Origin of the sequence: Candidatus Equadaptatus faecalis (assembly GCA_018065065.1) — a bacterium.
GTDB lineage: Bacteria > Synergistota > Synergistia > Synergistales > Synergistaceae > Equadaptatus > Equadaptatus faecalis.
In genome coordinates this window covers 25,412-41,536 of the sequence record JAGHTZ010000007.1, presented here as the reverse complement: position 1 = coordinate 41,536, position 16,125 = coordinate 25,412, and the positions used below count along the sequence as shown (strand labels likewise).

Below are 16,125 nucleotides of genomic sequence, written 5' to 3'. Positions count from 1 at the left end.
TCCGCCCTCCTTTTTGCTGAAATTCTTACTGTATCTGCTTTTATCCGCTTCCGCGGTTAATAGGCGTCTTTTCCGGTGAGTATGATTTCAACAGTTCTGAAAATTATTGCGATGTCGAGCAGTATGCAGCGGTTTCGCATGTACGCCTTGTCTTTTTCAAGCTTCTGCGCGGGGGAGAGCGAGTAGCCTCCGTTGACCTGCGCCCAGCCTGTAAGCCCGGGCATGATTTTCAGGCGCGAGCGGAAATCGGGAATTTCTTTTTCAAATTCCCTGTAAAAATATTCGCGTTCAGGACGCGGCCCCACTACGGACATATCGCCTTTCAGTATGTTCCAGAGCTGCGGGAGTTCGTCAAGCCTTCTGTCGCGGAGTTTCCTGCCGAGTTTTGTCACTCGGGGGTCGTCTTCTTCCGCCCAGCAGGGGCCGTCATTTTCCGCGTCAATCCTCATGCTGCGGAATTTGTAGAGCGTAAAGGGTCTGCCGTTCAGCCCGAGTCTCTCCTGTTTGAATATTGCAGGTCCTTTGCTGTCTTTTTTTATAAGGCAGGAAATGACGAACATCGGAAGCGCAAATACGATGAGCGCGCAAAAGGAAGAAACTATGTCAAAACAGCGTTTTACAAAGTCGTAAAACGGTTTTTCCGCTGCTGAATTTTCTGCCGTAACGTTCATAGCCTGCCCCGCCGTTCGTGTATTTCGCCGCGCAGTACGCGCAAACGTGCCCTGTCAATTTCCAACACTAACCCAATTATAGCCTTTTATATTGTAAATTACAATATAATATATATTGCAATATACAATATATAACTATGTAGATTTATCCGACGCTAAATTTATACGTAATTTGCACTACTTAAAAACTGTAAAAATATACGGTATATACGATGGCTGCAATAGTGTATTTTATCTGCAGAAAGAAAATTTTGCAGTGAGGTGTTGACTATGTGGAAAGTACGCAAGGGGGAGGAGTATGTTACAAAATCGTTCAGGCTGCCGCTTATGCTTATGGAGCGGATGGCGGGAATCGCTTCGCGGAACAACGTTTCGCTTAACGAGCTGGTTTTTCAGTCTCTTAACTATGCGCTTGAAAATCTTGACGAGGCAGAGGAAACGCAGGCGGAAAGCAATATAGCCTTTAAGAAATAAATTCAGACGCAAGGCAGACAATAAAAGAACGGGGACACTGTGTCCCCGTTCTTTTTGTATCCTATGTCGCGCAGGTTAATCAGGTTTGCCGCTTGTTTTGGGCTGCAGACAGCTATCCCCTGTGAGGCGCGGCAGTTCCGCTGCTTCTTCTCGTGCGTCTGCCGGCTTCTTCCGCTTCAAAATAGTCTCTCAGCATTCCGACGATAAAATATTCCCCGTCGGGAACAGGATAGAATTTTCCGCTTGTTTTCGCCTGAATCTGAGGGCCTCCGAAGTTGCCCAGCCCTTTGGGGAAGCAGCGCCCGAAAAGGAACAGATTTTCTTCTTTCAGGCTTCTGGCAAAAACCTCCCTGCCGACAGGAACCATATCCGCGTCGATAAAAAGCATTTTTTCAACGGCGGCAATCATTTTCTGCCCCGTGGCTTCCGCTTCGGGAACGTTTGTGTCGTCAAGCTCATACCAGAAAAGATCAGGTCCGGGCACTTTTTTCGGCTCTACCTTTGTGCGTTTGATTGTTTCTTCCGGCATAACTGCACCTCCGAGTTTTTATTGTACGTGGTTTATCTGTAAAATTTGTAAAATTTTTAGAACGGCCAGTCGGCAGTTATGCCGAGATAACCGAACACAGCAGGATAAATTTCAACCGCAAGCAGCGCCCCTGCCGCCAAAAACGGCGCAAGGGGAAGCGCTGTTTTGCGCGACGCCTTTTTCGCAAGCAGCAGCACGGCAGCCGTACAGCCTCCGGCGAAAAACGCGCAGTAAAGCCCGAGCAGCGTAATTTTCAAGCCGAACAGAGCGCCGAAACCAAGCATAAGATATGCGTCGCCGAGCCCCATTCCTTTTTTGCGGCTGAAAAGATGTATTGCAAACAGCAGGGCAGAACCTGCAAGTGCGCCGGTTATTCCGTCTGTCAGGGCTTGAAACCCGCCGAACAGCAGTCTTTCCGCAAGTCCGGAGCCTGCCATTGCAAATGCCCAGTTGTCGTAAATGTATCCGCTTTTTGCGTCCGTCAGCGCCGAAAAAAGCAGAAACAGAAACGCCGTGCAGCAGAACAGCAGGGCAGGCGAAAAGCCGAAGCGGGCTGCAAAAAGCGCCCCGCACGCGGTGCCGAGCAGCTCCGTGTAAAGGCATTCGCGCGCTATTTCTGCTCCGCAGTTTTTACAGCGCCCTTTCTGAAACAGAAAGGAAAATATTGGAAAAAGCTCCGACGCCGTCAGCGTTTTGCCGCAGGAAACGCATTTTGAACGTTCGTCGCCGTACCATTTTTTTTCTTCAAGCGTACGCTCAGCCGCGGCAAGGACAAATGACGCAATACACGCCCCGAAATATGCGCTGAAAAGAACTAACGCCGCGTTCATTCGTAATCCGCGGCTTCCTTAAAACGTTTGTGAAGCCAAAGCCACTGTCCCGGCGTATCCAGCACCCATTTTTCAATCACTTCGTTCGCTCTGCGCGAAATGTCGTACAGCGTTTCTTCTCTCGTTGCAAGCTTTTCCCACGCAATCGGCGGAAGAAACTGCATTTTGAACCTGTACGGCGCAAGCCTTATCGAGCGGCCGGGAATTATCGGCGCCTTCGTCAGCCATGAGAATACGGCAAGCCCCTGCGCCGTGGACACTGCTTTGCCGAACAGAGGAACCTGTATTCCGTCTCCGCCTGCGTGCTGATCTGAAACTATGCCGACAAGGCCGTTCTTTTTAAGTATAGAAACAATACGCGTCATCGGCTCTTCCTTGCCGATAACCTTCAAGCCGGAAACGGCGCGCAGTCTGCTGATAAGCTCCTTCTGAAACGGGCTCTTGTTGTGCTGCGCAATGCCGTAAGATCCGTAATTGCGCCCTATCCATGCAGCGGCATGCTCCCAGTTGCCAATGTGAGCCGTGAGGAAAAGCACTCCTTTTCCAAGCTTCAGGGCGTCGTCAATGTAATTTCTGCCTTCAACCTTGACAGTCCATTCGTTTATAAGCTCCGGATTGTCCTGCCAGCCGAACAGCTCAGCGCCTGTCCAGGCAAGGCTTTCGTAACATTCCTTAAGCAGCTGCGCTTTGCGCTCCTTTGAAATGCCGGGGAAGACAAGCTCCAGATTTTTCTCCGCAACGCTGCGGCGCGGCTGCGTAAGCTCTGCGCAGCCGGCGGCGAAACGGACAAGGGCGGCAGCTCTTCTGCCCGGCTTTATTGCTTTTAACGCTGAAAGTGCCGCGTCAACCATTCTGCTCATATTGTCCCTCCGTTTGTCAATTACATTATAGCCTGAATACGGCAATTATGCTAAAATTAAAAGCGGACAAAATATTCAAAGGAGTGATTTTCATGGCAGCACCTGTGCAGATCAGTCTGGAAGAAGTTATCGGAATGCTCGTTCAGCGCGTTGAAGCGCTCTCGGCAAACGACGAAAACAACAAAACCAGGGCAAACATAATCAACCGCGTGCTTTACAAAAAAGGCATACTCACGGACGAAGACATCAAGGCTTCTGTGAAAGAAGAATACAGAATGCTCAAAGAGCTCGGCGGACTTGCCGAAGAACCGGGCGATGACGTATGCGACACGGTGACTCAGGGCATTACGGAATGGCTGAAGGGTGACACGGAATCAATCAAAAAGAGTATGGAAGAATACAAGAAAAAGGTTGAAGAAATGATGCGCGAAGCAGAGGCAAAGAAACCGAAAATCGCCGTTGCAAACGCAAACGTCCTCAACGAGCTTGACAGCCTCAACAACAAAAACGGCGGAAAGCTTATAATGTAGAAGATTCACTTTTCGCTGCGCGGCACTTTTAAGTCTTCTCAAGTGAACGCCTTTATAAGTGAACGCTTCTAAAAGTGAATTCCTTTATAACATTAAAATCAAAAAAGGAACCTGCACGGGCAGGTTCCTTTTAATACAGAATAAAACGGCGTTTAGTCAGCGAGCATCTGGTTGAGAATTCCGCCGTAGTTGTATTCGCGCGCCGTGTTTCCGGCGTCGTCCATTGCGTTCGTATCGCAGCCGGCGTCAATCAGAAGCTGATACATCTTGTCGTAAATCTCCTTGCCTGACGTAACGCGTTTCGTTTCATAGTTTGAGCCGTCTGTCATGCGCGGATTGCTGCGGATAAGACATACTGTCATAAGCGGCGTGCGGCCGTATTCACCGCGTTTGTTCTTCTGCGAGGCGACAAGCGCCGTGAAGCTCGCAAGGTCAGCCTTCTGAATTGCCTTGAAAATGTTCTTCTCTTTCGGCTCTGCCTTTGCTTCCGGTTTTTTTACCTCTTTTGCCGCAGGGGCTTTAACTTCTTTTACTGCCCTTGCCAGCGCCGTTTTTTTCGGTGCAGCCTTTTTAACAGCTTTAACCTCGGTTTTTGCAGCCTTCGGTTTCTGTTCGGTTTTTTTAGGAGCAGCTTTTTTGACTGCCGTTTTTTCTTTCGCCGCCGCAGCCTGAACCTTCTTTTCTTCTGCTTTTGGAGCGACCTTTGCGGCTTTTGCTTTCTTCTCTGCCATAATGCTTCTCTCCTTTGCGTCGTTGAAATTTCAAGGTGAAACTATTATATACTCTTTATTGAAAAAACGCCAATATACAAAAATAAATTGTGTGAAATTTATATCGCAGTTTAGCCTGATTTTCGGCAACAGCAGTTCATTTCAGACATTTCAGGCGGAACACGGCAAAATTGCGCAAACTTTCTGCTCTTTTTATTAAAATGTTGTATACTGTTGCTTACACGAAAGGGAGGCGCAGATGATGAACCGGACGCTGATGACCGACTTTTACGAATTTACGATGGCACAGACTTATTTTGACCGCAATGAGACGAACAAGATAGGTTATTTTGACATTTTCTTCCGCAGAAATCCGTTTGACGGAGGCTATTCCGTTTCCGGCGGGCTTGACGAAATTATTGATTACGTCAACGGCTTTTCTTTCACGGGAGAGGATATAGATTATCTGCGGAGCCGCAGCTGTTTTTCGGACGCTTTTCTTGAATATCTGCGCGAACTGAAGTTTACCGGCGACGTCTATGCGGTTGAGGACGGCACCCCTGTTTTTCCGCAGGAGCCTGTTGTCACTGTCCGCGCCAACGTCATTGAAGCGCAGCTTTGCGAAACCGCCCTGCTTGCCGCTTTTAACCACGGAACTCTCGTAACAACCGCGGCGCGGCGCATCTGCGAGGCGGCCGGCGGTGCCCCTGTTATGGAGTTCGGCGCAAGACGCGCAAGAGGAATAGCTTCTGCCGTTGAGGCAAGTAAGTATTCTTTCGTCGGGGGCTGCGGGGGCACAAGCAATGTGCTTGCGGCAAAACTTTACGACATTCCTGCGCTGGGAACCATGGCTCACAGCCTTGTCTGCGACGCGGACGACGAGTACAGCGCTTTTCTGTCGTACGCAAAGAGCAATCCGGACAACTGCCTGTTCCTCGTTGACACTTTCAACGTGCTGAAGAGCGGTGTTCCGAACGCAATACGCGTTGCGCGCGATTTCCTGCTTCCCAACGGCTATAAGTTCAAGGGTATAAGAATTGACAGCGGCGACCTTGCCTACCTTTCAAAACAGGCGCGCAAAATGCTGGACGAAGCAGGCTTTACGGATACTGCAATCTGCCTTTCAAACGGACTGGACGAAAAGACCATTCTTTCGCTGCGCCATCAGGGAGCATGCTTTAATCTGCTCGGCGTAGGCGACAACATTGCCGCGGCAAACGAACGCGTCGGCGGTGTCTACAAGCTTGTTGCGATAGAGGAAAACGGCGTTACAGTTCCGAAAATCAAGGTGACAAACGACAGCTCAAAAACGGTTACGCCGGGCTTTAAGCAGCTCTACCGTTTCTACGACAAAGCTACGGGCTTTGCGCTCGGCGACGTCGTGGCGCTTGACGAGGACAAAATTCCGACAGACTGCTTTACGCTTACAAGCCATATTGAGGAATGGAAGACGAAAACGATAACGGATTACAACGTAAAAAATCTGCGCGTTAAGGTTTTTGAGAACGGAAAGCAGATATATAAAATGCCCGGCGTTCACAAACGCAGGGCATACTGCGAGGAGCAGATGAAAACGCTGTATCCGGAGGTTCTGCGCAGTTCCAATCCGCAGGAATATTACGTTGATTTGACGCACAGGCTTTCCAACCTGCGCAAAGAGCTTATCAAGAAAGCAATAGCACGGTAAAAAAACAATTACAAATTACCAAGTACCTTAGGGGCGCACCTCGCACTTAGCACTTAGGAAAAGATAATGACGAATCGTTCAGGGAATACCCTAAGCATAAGTGACGGATAAAAGACGGAATAGACAAAAAATCGCCGTCTTCCTGCGAAGTCCGCAGGAAGACGAAGCATAGAAGAATAATTACAGAAGTTTTTCATTTGTACTCAAACGTTTCCGCGTACGGTAATTATCTTTTAAAAACTTGGTCCTTTTCTTGTTATGGCTGATTCGCAGTGTCCGAGTTTTTCCGCGCAGCTCTGTTCGCCGTTGACGACGCGCATAAGCAGTTCAAAGAGTTTTTCGCCCGCTTCTTCAAGGCTTTCTTTTCCTTCAAGCACCGGACTTGCGTCAAAGTCTATGTTTTCCGCCATTCTCTGCGCCGTCTGCGCGTTGCCGGTGATTTTTATAACAGGCGCCGTCGGGGAACCGACAGGGGTGCCTCTGCCTGTTGTGAAGAGGACAACCTGGGCGCCTCCGGCAAGCATTCCGGTAACAGATTCCACGTCGTAGCCCGGCGTATCCATTATTACAAGACCTTTTGCTGTCGGTATCTGCGCGTATTCAAGCATTTCGTTGACAGCCGTGCTTCCCGCTTTTGCAAGACAGCCGAGCGATTTTTCTTCTATTGTAGAAAGTCCGCCTTCAATGTTGCCCGGCGTCGGCTGGCTGCCGCGCAGGTCTTCGTTCATGTTTTTCGCCTGCTGTTCAACGTTTTCAACAGCCGCAAGCAGTTTGTCCGCGACTTCGGGGCAGCATGCGCGCGCCGCAAGCAGATGCTCCGCACCTATCATTTCCGTAGTTTCCGAAAGAATGACTGTCCCGCCGAGTTTCACAAGCTTGTCAGCAACGTAGCCGACCAGAGGGTTGGAGACTATTCCTGACGTGAAGTCGGAGCCTCCGCATTCAAGTCCGAGGACAAGCTGTGACGCGTCAAGTTCTGTTTTTTCAAGCTTGTTCAGTTCTTTGCGGAATGCTCTGGCGGTTTCTATGCCTTTTGCAATTGCCGCAGAGGTGCCGCCGCAGGTCTGAATTCGTACAAGCTCAACAGGTTTGCCTGTCTGTTTTATTTCTTCAACAACTTTTTCCGCCGAGACGCCTTCACAGCCGAGACTGACGACCACAACCGCGCCCGCGTTCGGGTTTTTGCCCGCTCCGGCAAGAGTGCGCTGCGTCTGTTCAAGGTCTGTTCCCATCTGCGTGCAGCCTGTATCGTGGCAGAAGCAGACTGCGCCTTCGACTGCATCGGCTATTTTTCTGCTGACGTGGTTTGCGCAGGATACGCAGGAAAGCACGAGCACGTGGTTTCGTGTGCCTGCTGCGCCGTTTTTGCGAAGATATCCGTTAAATTTCATTTTTTATCCCCTCTTGCCCTGCGGCTGTCAATGTTTGAAACGTGTATATGCTCGCCTGCGGCAATGTCTTTCACCGCTTCACCGATAATTTCACCGTATTTGTAGACGTACTCGCCGGCGGCAATGCCGCGCACTGCGATTTTGTGACCGAACGGAATATCCGAGGCGGCAGCAACAGACTTTTCCGACAGGCTCCAGCAGACTTCCGCTCCGGCGGAAACAGGCTGAAGAACCGTTGCCACGTTGTCTTTGTCAGTTACTTTAATTGCGTTCACAGGCATTTCAAACCACCTTCCTAAAGTTAAGGCAGGAGAATATCTCCCGCCTTGAATGTTATTTCATTTGAATTATTTAATCTCTTTTGCCTCTTTTGCCGCAGCATTTTTTGCACGGCGCTTTCTTTTTGGCGTTTGCCCCGTCGAGCATTGCCTGAACCTTAGTCGGCAGTCCGAAAAGATGGATGAAGCCGCTTGCGTCGTCCTGGCGGTAATCCCCGCCTTCGTCAAACGTTGCGATTTCTTCGCTGTAAAGCGAGTACGGCGACCAAACGCCTGCGTTCATTATGTTGCCTTTGTAAAGCTTCAGTTTAACGTCGCCGGTAACGCGCTCCTGCGTTGCATCAACGAATGCCGAGAGAGCTTCGCGAAGCGGGGTGAACCACTGTCCGTTGTAGACGAGGTCTGCAAACGTGATTGCGAGTTCGCGTTTTTTGTGCGACGTGAGTTTGTCAAGGCATATCGTTTCAAGCACTTCGTGCGCCCTGTAAAGTATTGTGCCTCCCGGGGTTTCATAGACGCCGCGCGATTTCATGCCGACGAGGCGGTTTTCAACAAGGTCAAGAATTCCTATGCCGTTTTCGCCGCCGAGTTTGTTCAGCTTGCGGATAATCTGCGTTGCAGTCATCTTTTTGCCGTCGAGCTTGACAGGAACGCCTTTTTCAAAACTGAGCGTGACGTAGGTCGGTTTGTTCGGCGCTTTGAGCGGCGATACCGACATTTCGAGGAAGCCTTTTTTCTCAAGCTGAGGTTCGTTTCCGGGGTCTTCCATGTCAAGACCTTCGTGTGAAAGATGCCAGAGGTTTTTGTCTTTTGAGTAGTTTGTCTCCCTGCTTATCTTAAGAGGAATTTTGTGTGCTTCGGCGTAGTCAATTTCCTGGTCGCGGCTGACGATGTCCCATTCGCGCCACGGGGCAATGATTTTCATTTCAGGAGCGAAGTGCATGACTGCAAGTTCAAAACGAACCTGGTCGTTGCCTTTTCCCGTGCAGCCGTGGCAGATTGCGTCTGCTTTTTCTTTCTTTGCGATTTCGACAAGGCGTTTGCCTATAATCGGACGGGCAAAGCTTGTGCCGAGCAGATAGCCTTCGTAGTCGGCGCCGGCTTTGACTGTCGGAATGATGAAATCGTTGACGAATTCTTCCGTGAGGTCTTCAATGTAAAGTTTGCTTGCCCCGCTTTTCTTCGCGCGCTCTTCAAGACCTTCAATTTCGTCGTCCTGTCCGACGTTTGCGCATACGCAGACTATTTCGGGATTGTCGTAGTTTTCCTTGAGCCACGGAATGATAACTGACGTGTCAAGACCGCCTGAATATGCAAGAACTATTTTTTTGAATTTCTTTTTCATAATATTTATGTCTCCTTTTCTTTTTGCCGTAAGTTTAATTTATCTGTCTGATCTGTCTGAAACGTCTAAGCGCAAAGCCCCGTTCGTCGTCGTCTTGCGCAGCGCAACTGTACCATGACAGCACCCCGCATTCTGTTCTTTAACATAGATACGGTATTTTAACACATAACAGAATAAAAATCATCATATCATAAATGCTTTCGTACGGTAAAAATGCGCTATAATATCCCGCGTGACATACGGGAGGCAGTTTATGGACAACGCGGCTTTGCTGAAACACCTGTTTTCACTGGTTATCTTCGGCACTAACGGGACTCTTTCCCGCTTTATACACCTTTCGAGCTGTGGTATTGTTTTTTACAGGACAATACTGGCTTCTCTTGTGCTGTTTGCCTTTTTTAAGCTGTCCGGAAACAAATTTACCTTTCCGTCATACGGACATGACCTGAAATTTATACTGTTCTCAGGTCTGGCGCAGTCAACGGAATGGTTTCTCATGTACGAATCCTACCGCCACATAGACGTAGGGGTAGCAACGCTTCTCACCTACTGCGGCCCCGTAATTGTCATAGCGCTGTCGCCGATAGTTTTCAAAGAGAAGCTGACGGTGAAAAAGCTGGCATATTTAGCTGTTGTGCTTGTCGGCGTCGTGTTTCTCAACCGCGGCGTCGGAGGACACGGCAACATAAAATTCGGGCTGCTCTGCGCGGGAAGCTCAGCTTTCTGCTACGCCGCCATGGTAATCTGCAATAAACGGGCAGAACACGTTTCAGGCTTTGAAAACGCCGTGCTGCAGCTTTTTTTCTGTTGCTGCTTCTCCATTGTTTTTACGCTGCTGAAAACAGGCTTCCGGCCTCCTCTTCCGGAACCCGTTATATCCCAGTGGCTGCTTGTTCTTCTGCTCGGAACCACCAATACGGGGCTTACCTGCTATCTTTATTTTTCAACTCTCGGAAAACTTCCGGCGCAGGTCATCGCAGTCAGCGGCTATCTGGAACCGCTGCTTGCAATTGTCTATTCTTCGCTGCTTCTCGGCGAAAGAATGACAGCTCTGCAGCTTCTCGGCTGCGCAATGATTATAGGCGGCGCGGCGCGCTGCATACTTGAAGGAAAAAAGGCGTGAAAAGCGTGAAAAAAGTCAGAATAACCGCAATACGAAAAGTTTTTTACGACGATCTGGCGGAAAAATATGAAAATCCGATAGAGCACGCCTGCGAAATAAAGGAAGGCGACGTGTTCATCTCGGAAAACGCCGAAAGACCTGAAAATTTCTGCGACAGCGCTTGGGAAATTCTGTTTCCGTTCGTAAAAACGCTTGCCGAAGGCGGCGGAAATTTCTACGACGGCTGGATGAAAAATCCCCATTCCGCAATGCTGTCTTGCAACGACGGCTTCCGCCCCGTAAGCTTTCTGATAGAAACGGTGGAATGAGCAGCTGGCTGACGACTTAATATTGTGTCTCTTATTGCAGAAATTTTTCCGATAGTATAAAATATCTGCGTTATGAAAACACCGATAAAAGAGGTGCTGTTATGGGAAGAGCAAACGTTGAGAAATCAATAATTTTTATGTACGGGGAGTACATGAATTCCAATCATCTGAAATTCCGCTGCCCCGACGCGCTGTGTTCAGGCATGGCAATCCTTGACGGATTCCGTTTTATGATAAATTCCCGCGGAGTTGCGACAATAGTTCCAGATGGCGGCAGTCAGGTTCAGGGCGTGCTTTGGCGTGTTACGCCGTTTGACGAGGGCGATATTGACAAGACGCTCGGCTACAATGCGGAAGAACCTGAAAAATCACGCTGCGACAAGCTTGTGCTCATGACACATACCGGTGTCGGCATGCCTGTTGAAGCAATAGTCTACGTTGAAAAAGACACGACGCCCGGAGAACCTGCGCAGAGTTACATGCAGAAGGTTATTTCCGGTGCCGCGGAGCATGCGGTTGAGAAAAAATACATTGACGAGGTGCTTCGCCGGTACAAGCCGAAAATCAAGCGCGAAACGTTTACAACATACTAGAACTACTGCATAATGTAAAATGTAAAGTGCAAAACTAAGTGCATAATTTAAAGTTGAAACCAAAGAAATTTTTTACTTTTCAATTTTTCATTCTGCATTATTTATTGGATTGCGTCTCCGTAGCTCAGTTGGATAGAGCGTCCGCCTCCTAAGCGGAAGGTCAACGGTTCAAATCCGTTCGGGGACGCCAGAATATAGTGTTCAGGCTGTGTTTTCCAAACACAGCCTGTTTTATTTTTTCAGTATTTATCAGCATTTTTCGGACATTGGTCAAAGAAAACAGAGTGGAACTCAGCATTCCAAAATGGTGTGAATGGGTGTGAATAGGAAATTTTGTTAAAATCTAAATTTCTTGTAAAAAGTGCTATAAACGCAGTCCTAATCAGTATCTACACGATTTTTCTAACTTGAACTATACAAGCTTGTTTCACTTGTAGCAGTCGCTACTTTTTGTTATCAGCCTGGCAATAGCGTTGAAACGCTATTGCCTTAGTCTGCTCGATGCGTAAGCGAGAGCAGTCTAAAAATTTTCAGGTCTGCGCTGCCTTGTTAAATGGAAGATTTAGCAGTACACTATATACACAGGTTGAGAGCAAAGTTTTAATGAGAAACGCTTGGATTCAAGCGTAGCACCACTAATCCTGAAAGAAGTGTTACTGCTTGAGAATTTTATTCTGATTTAAGATAGTGGTTATGGAAAGCGTTTTGGAGATAATAGCAAAAACAGAAGAAAAACTTATATGGAGATGGAATAGTCTATGGAAGATTTTTTTCTAAAACCCGAAACAATTACAAAAAAGAAAAAAACTAGTGGTTGGAAATTACTTGTAAGAACATTAGGCGTAATTATGATTTTGGGGTTTCTGTGTGCTTTTGTTGACAATTTCATTGGTGGTAATGATACAAATACAACATCGGTAACAGCACAAAAAGAAGAAAAAAAACGCCCTACACCAGCTGCTGAAACCAACATAATTAATTTTATTGTAGCAGCCGAATCAGAATATGGAGGAGTTAGAGATTATCTGTTATCACCAACCACAGCGGAATTTCCAAGCATAGAAAAAGGTATGTACAAAGTTAAAATAATATCCGATGATGTTGTTATATTAACCTCATATGTTGATTCTGAGAATAGATTTGGTGCTAAAACTAGGAAAATTTATCATGCCAAATTACAAAGAGAGCACGACGATTATTGGAAAGTTGTAAATGTAAAATTTGACGGAAGTGATACAAAAGTAATTGTAGAGGTGGAGTTTGACTAATCAAAAAGTGTGTGTAAAAATATTTTAGTTAGCACAGAATATTGTTAATAACGGACTGGATTTATCCGAACTTTTCTACTTTTATATATATAAAAAAGTACGCCATTTCTATTATAACATCTTCCGTACAGACGAGTCAAGCTAAAAAAATAATGATAGCGCATTTGCTATCATTATTTTTATTTAGCACATATTTTTTCTTCTGAAATAATGTACTCTGTCCAAGTAGCGTTCTATATCTTCAAGTTTATACAGATAATCACCTTCACAATTACAACAATAATGTGGAAGTTGATTTGTTAAAGTCATTGTGTAAATATCTCCTGGGTCTTCTTCTGTAATATTTGCTACTTGGTCAAGTGTTAGTAATTGGTTTAATTTCATTTCTATATTTTCCTTTCTTTGATTTTAGTATTTACCTGTGTATCTTCTTTTTAGTTCTAGATACCGTTCCAAATTATATTCTGATACAAGTTTATTTCCGTCAATATTTTTATAATCGTACTTCAGTCTGCCGTCTTGTATCATTTTTTCAATTTCAATTTCTGTTTTCTCTAACATATAGGCAATATCTTCTATTGTATAGTACCTCATCATTATTTACCTCTTTTTAACCGCGTCATAGATTGTCTCAGCATCGTTGGACTAACCAGATATTGTTTTCCAAACCGAACACTATCTATTATTCCTTTTTGTAGATAGTCAAGTATTTTTCTTCTGCTACAACTCAGCATTTCTGCCAAGTTATCGGCATTATAGAATACTAAATCTTCGATTAAGCTTTCATTGTTATTGTTATCTTTCATTGTATATTATTCCTTTCTGTATTATAGGTTATTTCTTTTTTGGTATTCGCTAGTTCTCTTTCGTGTAAGTTCTGCTACACGCTTCTCGGCTTCGTTAATCTGCTGAGTTAATTTTTGGATATTCAAATCAATTTGTTTTCGCTTTAATGATTTATCTTCCATAGCTGTACGTTCCTTTCTTATAGATTTTATGTTTGTTATGTTTGGTAAAGTTTAGAAACATAACTCTACATACACTATTAATTTAATTTTTACTTAGATTCAAATTACATAACTTTGAATGAAATTTCTTTCAAAAAAATAAATTAGTAGTAGTTGCTTCTCAAATTTAATTTATGACTAAAATTAAAATAGAGAAGACAATTTATCACAATGAATATTTTGCTAAACGCTTGATTTTTCTTCAAAAAGTGTTGGAATGTAGCATTTTCAAGCAAAATCCAATTTATACCGATAAATACTGAGTGTAGTTGACATTTACATATTTAGCATATATAATTTATTTACAATATATGATAAATATAAATTCAAACAGAAATGAGTGTGTCAGAATGAAATTTGTTGAAGCAATAGACCAGTCCGAAGTCGCAAAACTTGGAGCAGTAATTAAAGAAAAATCCTTTAGAAATTATGTTATCTTCTATACTGGTATATATTGTACCTTAAGAATAAGCGATATTCTTAATCTTAAAGTTAGTGATATATACGACAATGGAAAGATTAAAAATCGACTGATTATCAAGGAACAGAAGACTAAAAAGATTAAAGATACAATTATAAATCGTAAAATGCGTTGTATCTTCGCTGATTATATTTCTACACTTGATAACATTAGACCAGAAGATTTTCTGTTTCAGAACAAAGAAGGTAAAGCCCTAAATAGAATGACTGCCTACTACTTTATAAAAGACGCTTGCCGTAAACTAAAAATTGAAAATGTAGCAACACATTCACTACGAAAAACAGGGGCAACAGCACTTTATAATCAGACCAAATCAATTTTGGACTGTAAAACCCTATTAAATCATTCTTCAAGTGCTATAACTGAAAGATATCTCAGAATAGATAGGCAGAAAATAGATAGTGCTCTAGAAGCCATAAACTTTTAATAATGCGTAGAATATTACCTTTGTATGTAAGTGATTTTAGCAGAAAATTATTTGGTATATCTGCTAAAATCTACCCTGCCAGTATTTATTTTAATGATAATAAAGTGTGTGAACTTGTCCGCAGTTCAGATGCCCGTTATATGTACAATGATATTTTTATTTCGGACATACAAGAATTTTTACAAACCGACATTGATAATAAAAAGAATATTCAACCTAATTTCATTAAAATATTATTGCTTGCGAACTTGAAACTGACATCAGACCAAGAGACAAATATATCTTTGACTGAATACCAAGACTATACTGGTATTTATAAAAGAACCTATGCTAAAGAGCAGTTAAATAACTTTGCTACTGTCCTTGATAAGATATTTTATACCAGTAATAAAAAATCTTTCTGTTTAGGCAGCGCAGACCTTATTAAACAGAAAGATTATTACCTACAAATACATTTTACCAATGATTATAAGAATATGCTGTTAAAGAATGCCGAGATAAAGAATTTCAATACCGACATTCTAAAACTGAACTTGAATAATTATCAAAGACAATTCTATTACTATCTATCATTTGTACAGCATAAAATCATAACTGGTAAAACTTTATTCAATGAGTGTTATCCATTATTTAACCAATCATTGAATAGATTACTCAAAGCAGAAAAAAAGAGACCTGAACATTTGAAGCAATTAGAAATTGAACCTATGACAACAGCAATAAATTATTTGATTACGAATGAATATTTAACAGGTGAATATATCAATAGCAGAGATATAATTCATTTATTCAAAGGCAGTAAATCAAATTACTTTATACTTGATTATATGAGTGCTTTAGATAAGGTTAATTTATCTAAAATCTATGTTAAATGATTTATGCCTGTTATTTCTTCAGGTCTTCAACCAATTTTCAAGTGACTATATTTTCAGGCGATTTTAATTTTTAATTTCACCAACCTATAATTAAGTTGTAAATTTTTCAATGTTAAATTCCCGATTTTAGATGTAGTGATAATCAGCGTTTTAGAGATTATTTTCTTTAATGTTTGATAAACACTAACGCAGAGCTGTTGGCAGTTTTCATTCCTGACTGTTGACAAAGGTACCATTTATATATATCATCTTTTTAGGCAGTTTATTTTTATATTAAGGAGTGATACCTTATGGCAAAAACAAAAACAGAAACAGAAGAAGCAATGCTGACAGAAGAAGAGAAAGAACAAGCAGAAAAAGCTAAGAAAAAAGCAGCCGAAAGAGCCGCAAAAAAAGCAGCCGAAAGAGAGATATATTTCCAGAATGTTGATTTGCTGAAACAAAAAGAAGAGCTTGACCGTAAGTTGGCAGAATTAAAAGACGCTTCTATCGTAACTAAAATCGGTAAGCAAAAAGAGAACGATTTTAAGAAGATTACCGACCTTATGATAGATATGTTTGTTAAATATGCCAAAAACAGAGTACAGTTTATGGTATTAAATCAGGAACTTATAGATAAACTTTCAGAATTTGATCCTGACTCAAAAGAAAAACTTGAGACTAAAATCAAAGAGTTTAACGAAACTTGGCGCTGTGATATAGTTGTCAAGTAAAACCACAAAGTGTTAAAAAGGCTTA

General features: G+C 43.9%; 20 protein-coding genes and 1 tRNA gene. 11 read left to right on the top strand and 10 right to left on the bottom strand.

All coding sequences use genetic code 11. The annotated features are described in order from the left end of the window. Positions 1–56: 56 nt before the first annotated feature. The gene (locus KBS54_00670; GenBank protein MBQ0054648.1) at positions 57–671 is read right to left on the bottom strand and encodes a sugar transferase; all 615 of its coding nucleotides are present in this window, start codon (positions 669–671) and stop codon (positions 57–59) included. A gap of 270 nt (positions 672–941) precedes the next feature. Here KBS54_00670 and KBS54_00665 point away from each other — a divergent pair, with 270 nt between their 5' ends. Then, complete coding sequence (locus KBS54_00665; GenBank protein ID MBQ0054647.1) at positions 942–1,145, top strand: hypothetical protein; 204 nt, start codon at positions 942–944, stop codon at positions 1,143–1,145. Positions 1,146–1,257: 112 nt separating this feature from the next. On the opposite strand, the gene KBS54_00660 is transcribed toward KBS54_00665, so the two are convergent. From KBS54_00660 to KBS54_00650, 3 genes are read right to left on the bottom strand one after another with little or no spacing between them, the layout of a single operon-like run. Continuing rightward, positions 1,258–1,674: a hypothetical protein gene (locus KBS54_00660; protein MBQ0054646.1), complete on the bottom strand. Its 417-nt coding sequence runs from the start codon at positions 1,672–1,674 to the stop codon at positions 1,258–1,260. A 56-nt stretch (positions 1,675–1,730) separates the two neighbouring features. Then, on the bottom strand, positions 1,731–2,504 hold the full coding sequence (locus tag KBS54_00655) for a prepilin peptidase (GenBank protein MBQ0054645.1): 774 nt from the start codon (positions 2,502–2,504) through the stop codon (positions 1,731–1,733). After that, positions 2,501–3,364, bottom strand: coding sequence for a lysophospholipid acyltransferase family protein (locus KBS54_00650; GenBank protein ID MBQ0054644.1), 864 nt, complete (start codon positions 3,362–3,364; stop codon positions 2,501–2,503). Before KBS54_00650 ends, KBS54_00655 begins: the two co-directional genes overlap by 4 nt. Positions 3,365–3,456: 92 nt before the next feature. Between KBS54_00650 and KBS54_00645 the strand changes: the two genes are divergently transcribed. Continuing rightward, the gene (locus KBS54_00645) at positions 3,457–3,894 is read left to right on the top strand and encodes a hypothetical protein (protein ID MBQ0054643.1); all 438 of its coding nucleotides are present in this window, start codon (positions 3,457–3,459) and stop codon (positions 3,892–3,894) included. Between the two features lie 152 nt (positions 3,895–4,046). Here the strand turns inward: KBS54_00645 and KBS54_00640 are convergent, their stop codons facing one another. Next, positions 4,047–4,625 carry a hypothetical protein gene (locus KBS54_00640; GenBank protein ID MBQ0054642.1) on the bottom strand — a complete coding sequence of 193 codons (579 nt, stop codon included), beginning with the start codon at positions 4,623–4,625 and terminating at the stop codon, positions 4,047–4,049. 241 nt (positions 4,626–4,866) lie between these two features. On the opposite strand from KBS54_00640, the gene KBS54_00635 reads away from it, so the two are divergent. Further along, a complete protein-coding gene (locus KBS54_00635; GenBank protein ID MBQ0054641.1) occupies positions 4,867–6,291 on the top strand; it encodes a nicotinate phosphoribosyltransferase in 1,425 nt (474 codons plus the stop codon). A 233-nt stretch (positions 6,292–6,524) separates the two neighbouring features. On the opposite strand, the gene KBS54_00630 is transcribed toward KBS54_00635, so the two are convergent. The 3 genes from KBS54_00630 to KBS54_00620 form a co-directional block, all read right to left on the bottom strand. Next, on the bottom strand, positions 6,525–7,682 hold the full coding sequence (locus tag KBS54_00630; GenBank protein ID MBQ0054640.1) for a UxaA family hydrolase: 1,158 nt from the start codon (positions 7,680–7,682) through the stop codon (positions 6,525–6,527). Continuing rightward, the gene (locus tag KBS54_00625; protein MBQ0054639.1) at positions 7,679–7,963 is read right to left on the bottom strand and encodes a UxaA family hydrolase; all 285 of its coding nucleotides are present in this window, start codon (positions 7,961–7,963) and stop codon (positions 7,679–7,681) included. The genes KBS54_00630 and KBS54_00625 overlap by 4 nt, the downstream gene beginning before the upstream one ends. A 70-nt stretch (positions 7,964–8,033) precedes the next feature. Then, entirely contained in the window at positions 8,034–9,305 is a 1,272-nt protein-coding gene (locus tag KBS54_00620; GenBank protein ID MBQ0054638.1) for an argininosuccinate synthase, read from the bottom strand. A gap of 253 nt (positions 9,306–9,558) precedes the next feature. Between KBS54_00620 and KBS54_00615 the strand changes: the two genes are divergently transcribed. The 5 genes from KBS54_00615 (at position 9,559) to KBS54_00595 (ending at position 12,597) form a co-directional block, all read left to right on the top strand. Then, a complete protein-coding gene (locus tag KBS54_00615; protein ID MBQ0054637.1) occupies positions 9,559–10,428 on the top strand; it encodes an EamA family transporter in 870 nt (289 codons plus the stop codon). Then, positions 10,425–10,736, top strand: a complete 312-nt coding sequence (locus tag KBS54_00610) for a TIGR04076 family protein (GenBank protein ID MBQ0054636.1) — start codon at positions 10,425–10,427, stop codon at positions 10,734–10,736. Before KBS54_00615 ends, KBS54_00610 begins: the two co-directional genes overlap by 4 nt. Positions 10,737–10,837: 101 nt before the next feature. Then, complete coding sequence (locus KBS54_00605; protein ID MBQ0054635.1) at positions 10,838–11,329, top strand: gamma-glutamylcyclotransferase; 492 nt, start codon at positions 10,838–10,840, stop codon at positions 11,327–11,329. A 113-nt stretch (positions 11,330–11,442) separates the two neighbouring features. Further along, positions 11,443–11,519: transfer RNA gene (locus KBS54_00600), tRNA-Arg, on the top strand. A gap of 568 nt (positions 11,520–12,087) precedes the next feature. Further along, positions 12,088–12,597, top strand: coding sequence for a hypothetical protein (locus KBS54_00595; GenBank protein ID MBQ0054634.1), 510 nt, complete (start codon positions 12,088–12,090; stop codon positions 12,595–12,597). Between the two features lie 408 nt (positions 12,598–13,005). On the opposite strand, the gene KBS54_00590 is transcribed toward KBS54_00595, so the two are convergent. Both KBS54_00590 and KBS54_00585 read right to left on the bottom strand, forming a co-directional pair. Then, positions 13,006–13,194 (bottom strand): hypothetical protein, encoded by a 189-nt coding sequence (locus KBS54_00590; protein MBQ0054633.1) that lies wholly within the window; start codon positions 13,192–13,194, stop codon positions 13,006–13,008. Beyond that, positions 13,194–13,403: a helix-turn-helix domain-containing protein gene (locus KBS54_00585; protein MBQ0054632.1), complete on the bottom strand. Its 210-nt coding sequence runs from the start codon at positions 13,401–13,403 to the stop codon at positions 13,194–13,196. The genes KBS54_00590 and KBS54_00585 overlap by 1 nt, the downstream gene beginning before the upstream one ends. A gap of 551 nt (positions 13,404–13,954) precedes the next feature. On the opposite strand from KBS54_00585, the gene KBS54_00580 reads away from it, so the two are divergent. The 3 genes from KBS54_00580 to KBS54_00570 all read left to right on the top strand — a co-directional run bounded on the left by KBS54_00580 (position 13,955) and on the right by KBS54_00570 (position 16,100). After that, a complete protein-coding gene (locus tag KBS54_00580; GenBank protein MBQ0054631.1) occupies positions 13,955–14,512 on the top strand; it encodes a tyrosine-type recombinase/integrase in 558 nt (185 codons plus the stop codon). 2 nt (positions 14,513–14,514) lie between these two features. After that, on the top strand, positions 14,515–15,387 hold the full coding sequence (locus tag KBS54_00575; protein MBQ0054630.1) for a hypothetical protein: 873 nt from the start codon (positions 14,515–14,517) through the stop codon (positions 15,385–15,387). 290 nt (positions 15,388–15,677) lie between these two features. Continuing rightward, positions 15,678–16,100, top strand: coding sequence for a hypothetical protein (locus KBS54_00570; GenBank protein MBQ0054629.1), 423 nt, complete (start codon positions 15,678–15,680; stop codon positions 16,098–16,100). Positions 16,101–16,125: the final 25 nt, after the last annotated feature.

Excerpts from the sequence above, each read along its gene's own strand:
- KBS54_00670 (MBQ0054648.1), bottom strand. The coding sequence starts at position 671 with ATGAACGTTACGGCAGAAAATTCAGCAGCGGAAAAACCGTTTTACGAC.
- KBS54_00665 (MBQ0054647.1), top strand. The coding sequence starts at position 942 with ATGTGGAAAGTACGCAAGGGGGAGGAGTATGTTACAAAATCGTTCAGG.
- KBS54_00660 (MBQ0054646.1), bottom strand. The coding sequence starts at position 1,674 with ATGCCGGAAGAAACAATCAAACGCACAAAGGTAGAGCCGAAAAAAGTG.
- KBS54_00655 (MBQ0054645.1), bottom strand. The coding sequence starts at position 2,504 with ATGAACGCGGCGTTAGTTCTTTTCAGCGCATATTTCGGGGCGTGTATT.
- KBS54_00650 (MBQ0054644.1), bottom strand. The coding sequence starts at position 3,364 with ATGAGCAGAATGGTTGACGCGGCACTTTCAGCGTTAAAAGCAATAAAG.
- KBS54_00645 (MBQ0054643.1), top strand. The coding sequence starts at position 3,457 with ATGGCAGCACCTGTGCAGATCAGTCTGGAAGAAGTTATCGGAATGCTC.
- KBS54_00640 (MBQ0054642.1), bottom strand. The coding sequence starts at position 4,625 with ATGGCAGAGAAGAAAGCAAAAGCCGCAAAGGTCGCTCCAAAAGCAGAA.
- KBS54_00635 (MBQ0054641.1), top strand. The coding sequence starts at position 4,867 with ATGAACCGGACGCTGATGACCGACTTTTACGAATTTACGATGGCACAG.
- KBS54_00630 (MBQ0054640.1), bottom strand. The coding sequence starts at position 7,682 with ATGAAATTTAACGGATATCTTCGCAAAAACGGCGCAGCAGGCACACGA.
- KBS54_00625 (MBQ0054639.1), bottom strand. The coding sequence starts at position 7,963 with ATGCCTGTGAACGCAATTAAAGTAACTGACAAAGACAACGTGGCAACG.
- KBS54_00620 (MBQ0054638.1), bottom strand. The coding sequence starts at position 9,305 with ATGAAAAAGAAATTCAAAAAAATAGTTCTTGCATATTCAGGCGGTCTT.
- KBS54_00615 (MBQ0054637.1), top strand. The coding sequence starts at position 9,559 with ATGGACAACGCGGCTTTGCTGAAACACCTGTTTTCACTGGTTATCTTC.
- KBS54_00605 (MBQ0054635.1), top strand. The coding sequence starts at position 10,838 with ATGGGAAGAGCAAACGTTGAGAAATCAATAATTTTTATGTACGGGGAG.
- KBS54_00595 (MBQ0054634.1), top strand. The coding sequence starts at position 12,088 with ATGGAAGATTTTTTTCTAAAACCCGAAACAATTACAAAAAAGAAAAAA.
- KBS54_00590 (MBQ0054633.1), bottom strand. The coding sequence starts at position 13,194 with ATGATGAGGTACTATACAATAGAAGATATTGCCTATATGTTAGAGAAA.
- KBS54_00585 (MBQ0054632.1), bottom strand. The coding sequence starts at position 13,403 with ATGAAAGATAACAATAACAATGAAAGCTTAATCGAAGATTTAGTATTC.
- KBS54_00580 (MBQ0054631.1), top strand. The coding sequence starts at position 13,955 with ATGAAATTTGTTGAAGCAATAGACCAGTCCGAAGTCGCAAAACTTGGA.
- KBS54_00575 (MBQ0054630.1), top strand. The coding sequence starts at position 14,515 with ATGCGTAGAATATTACCTTTGTATGTAAGTGATTTTAGCAGAAAATTA.
- KBS54_00570 (MBQ0054629.1), top strand. The coding sequence starts at position 15,678 with ATGGCAAAAACAAAAACAGAAACAGAAGAAGCAATGCTGACAGAAGAA.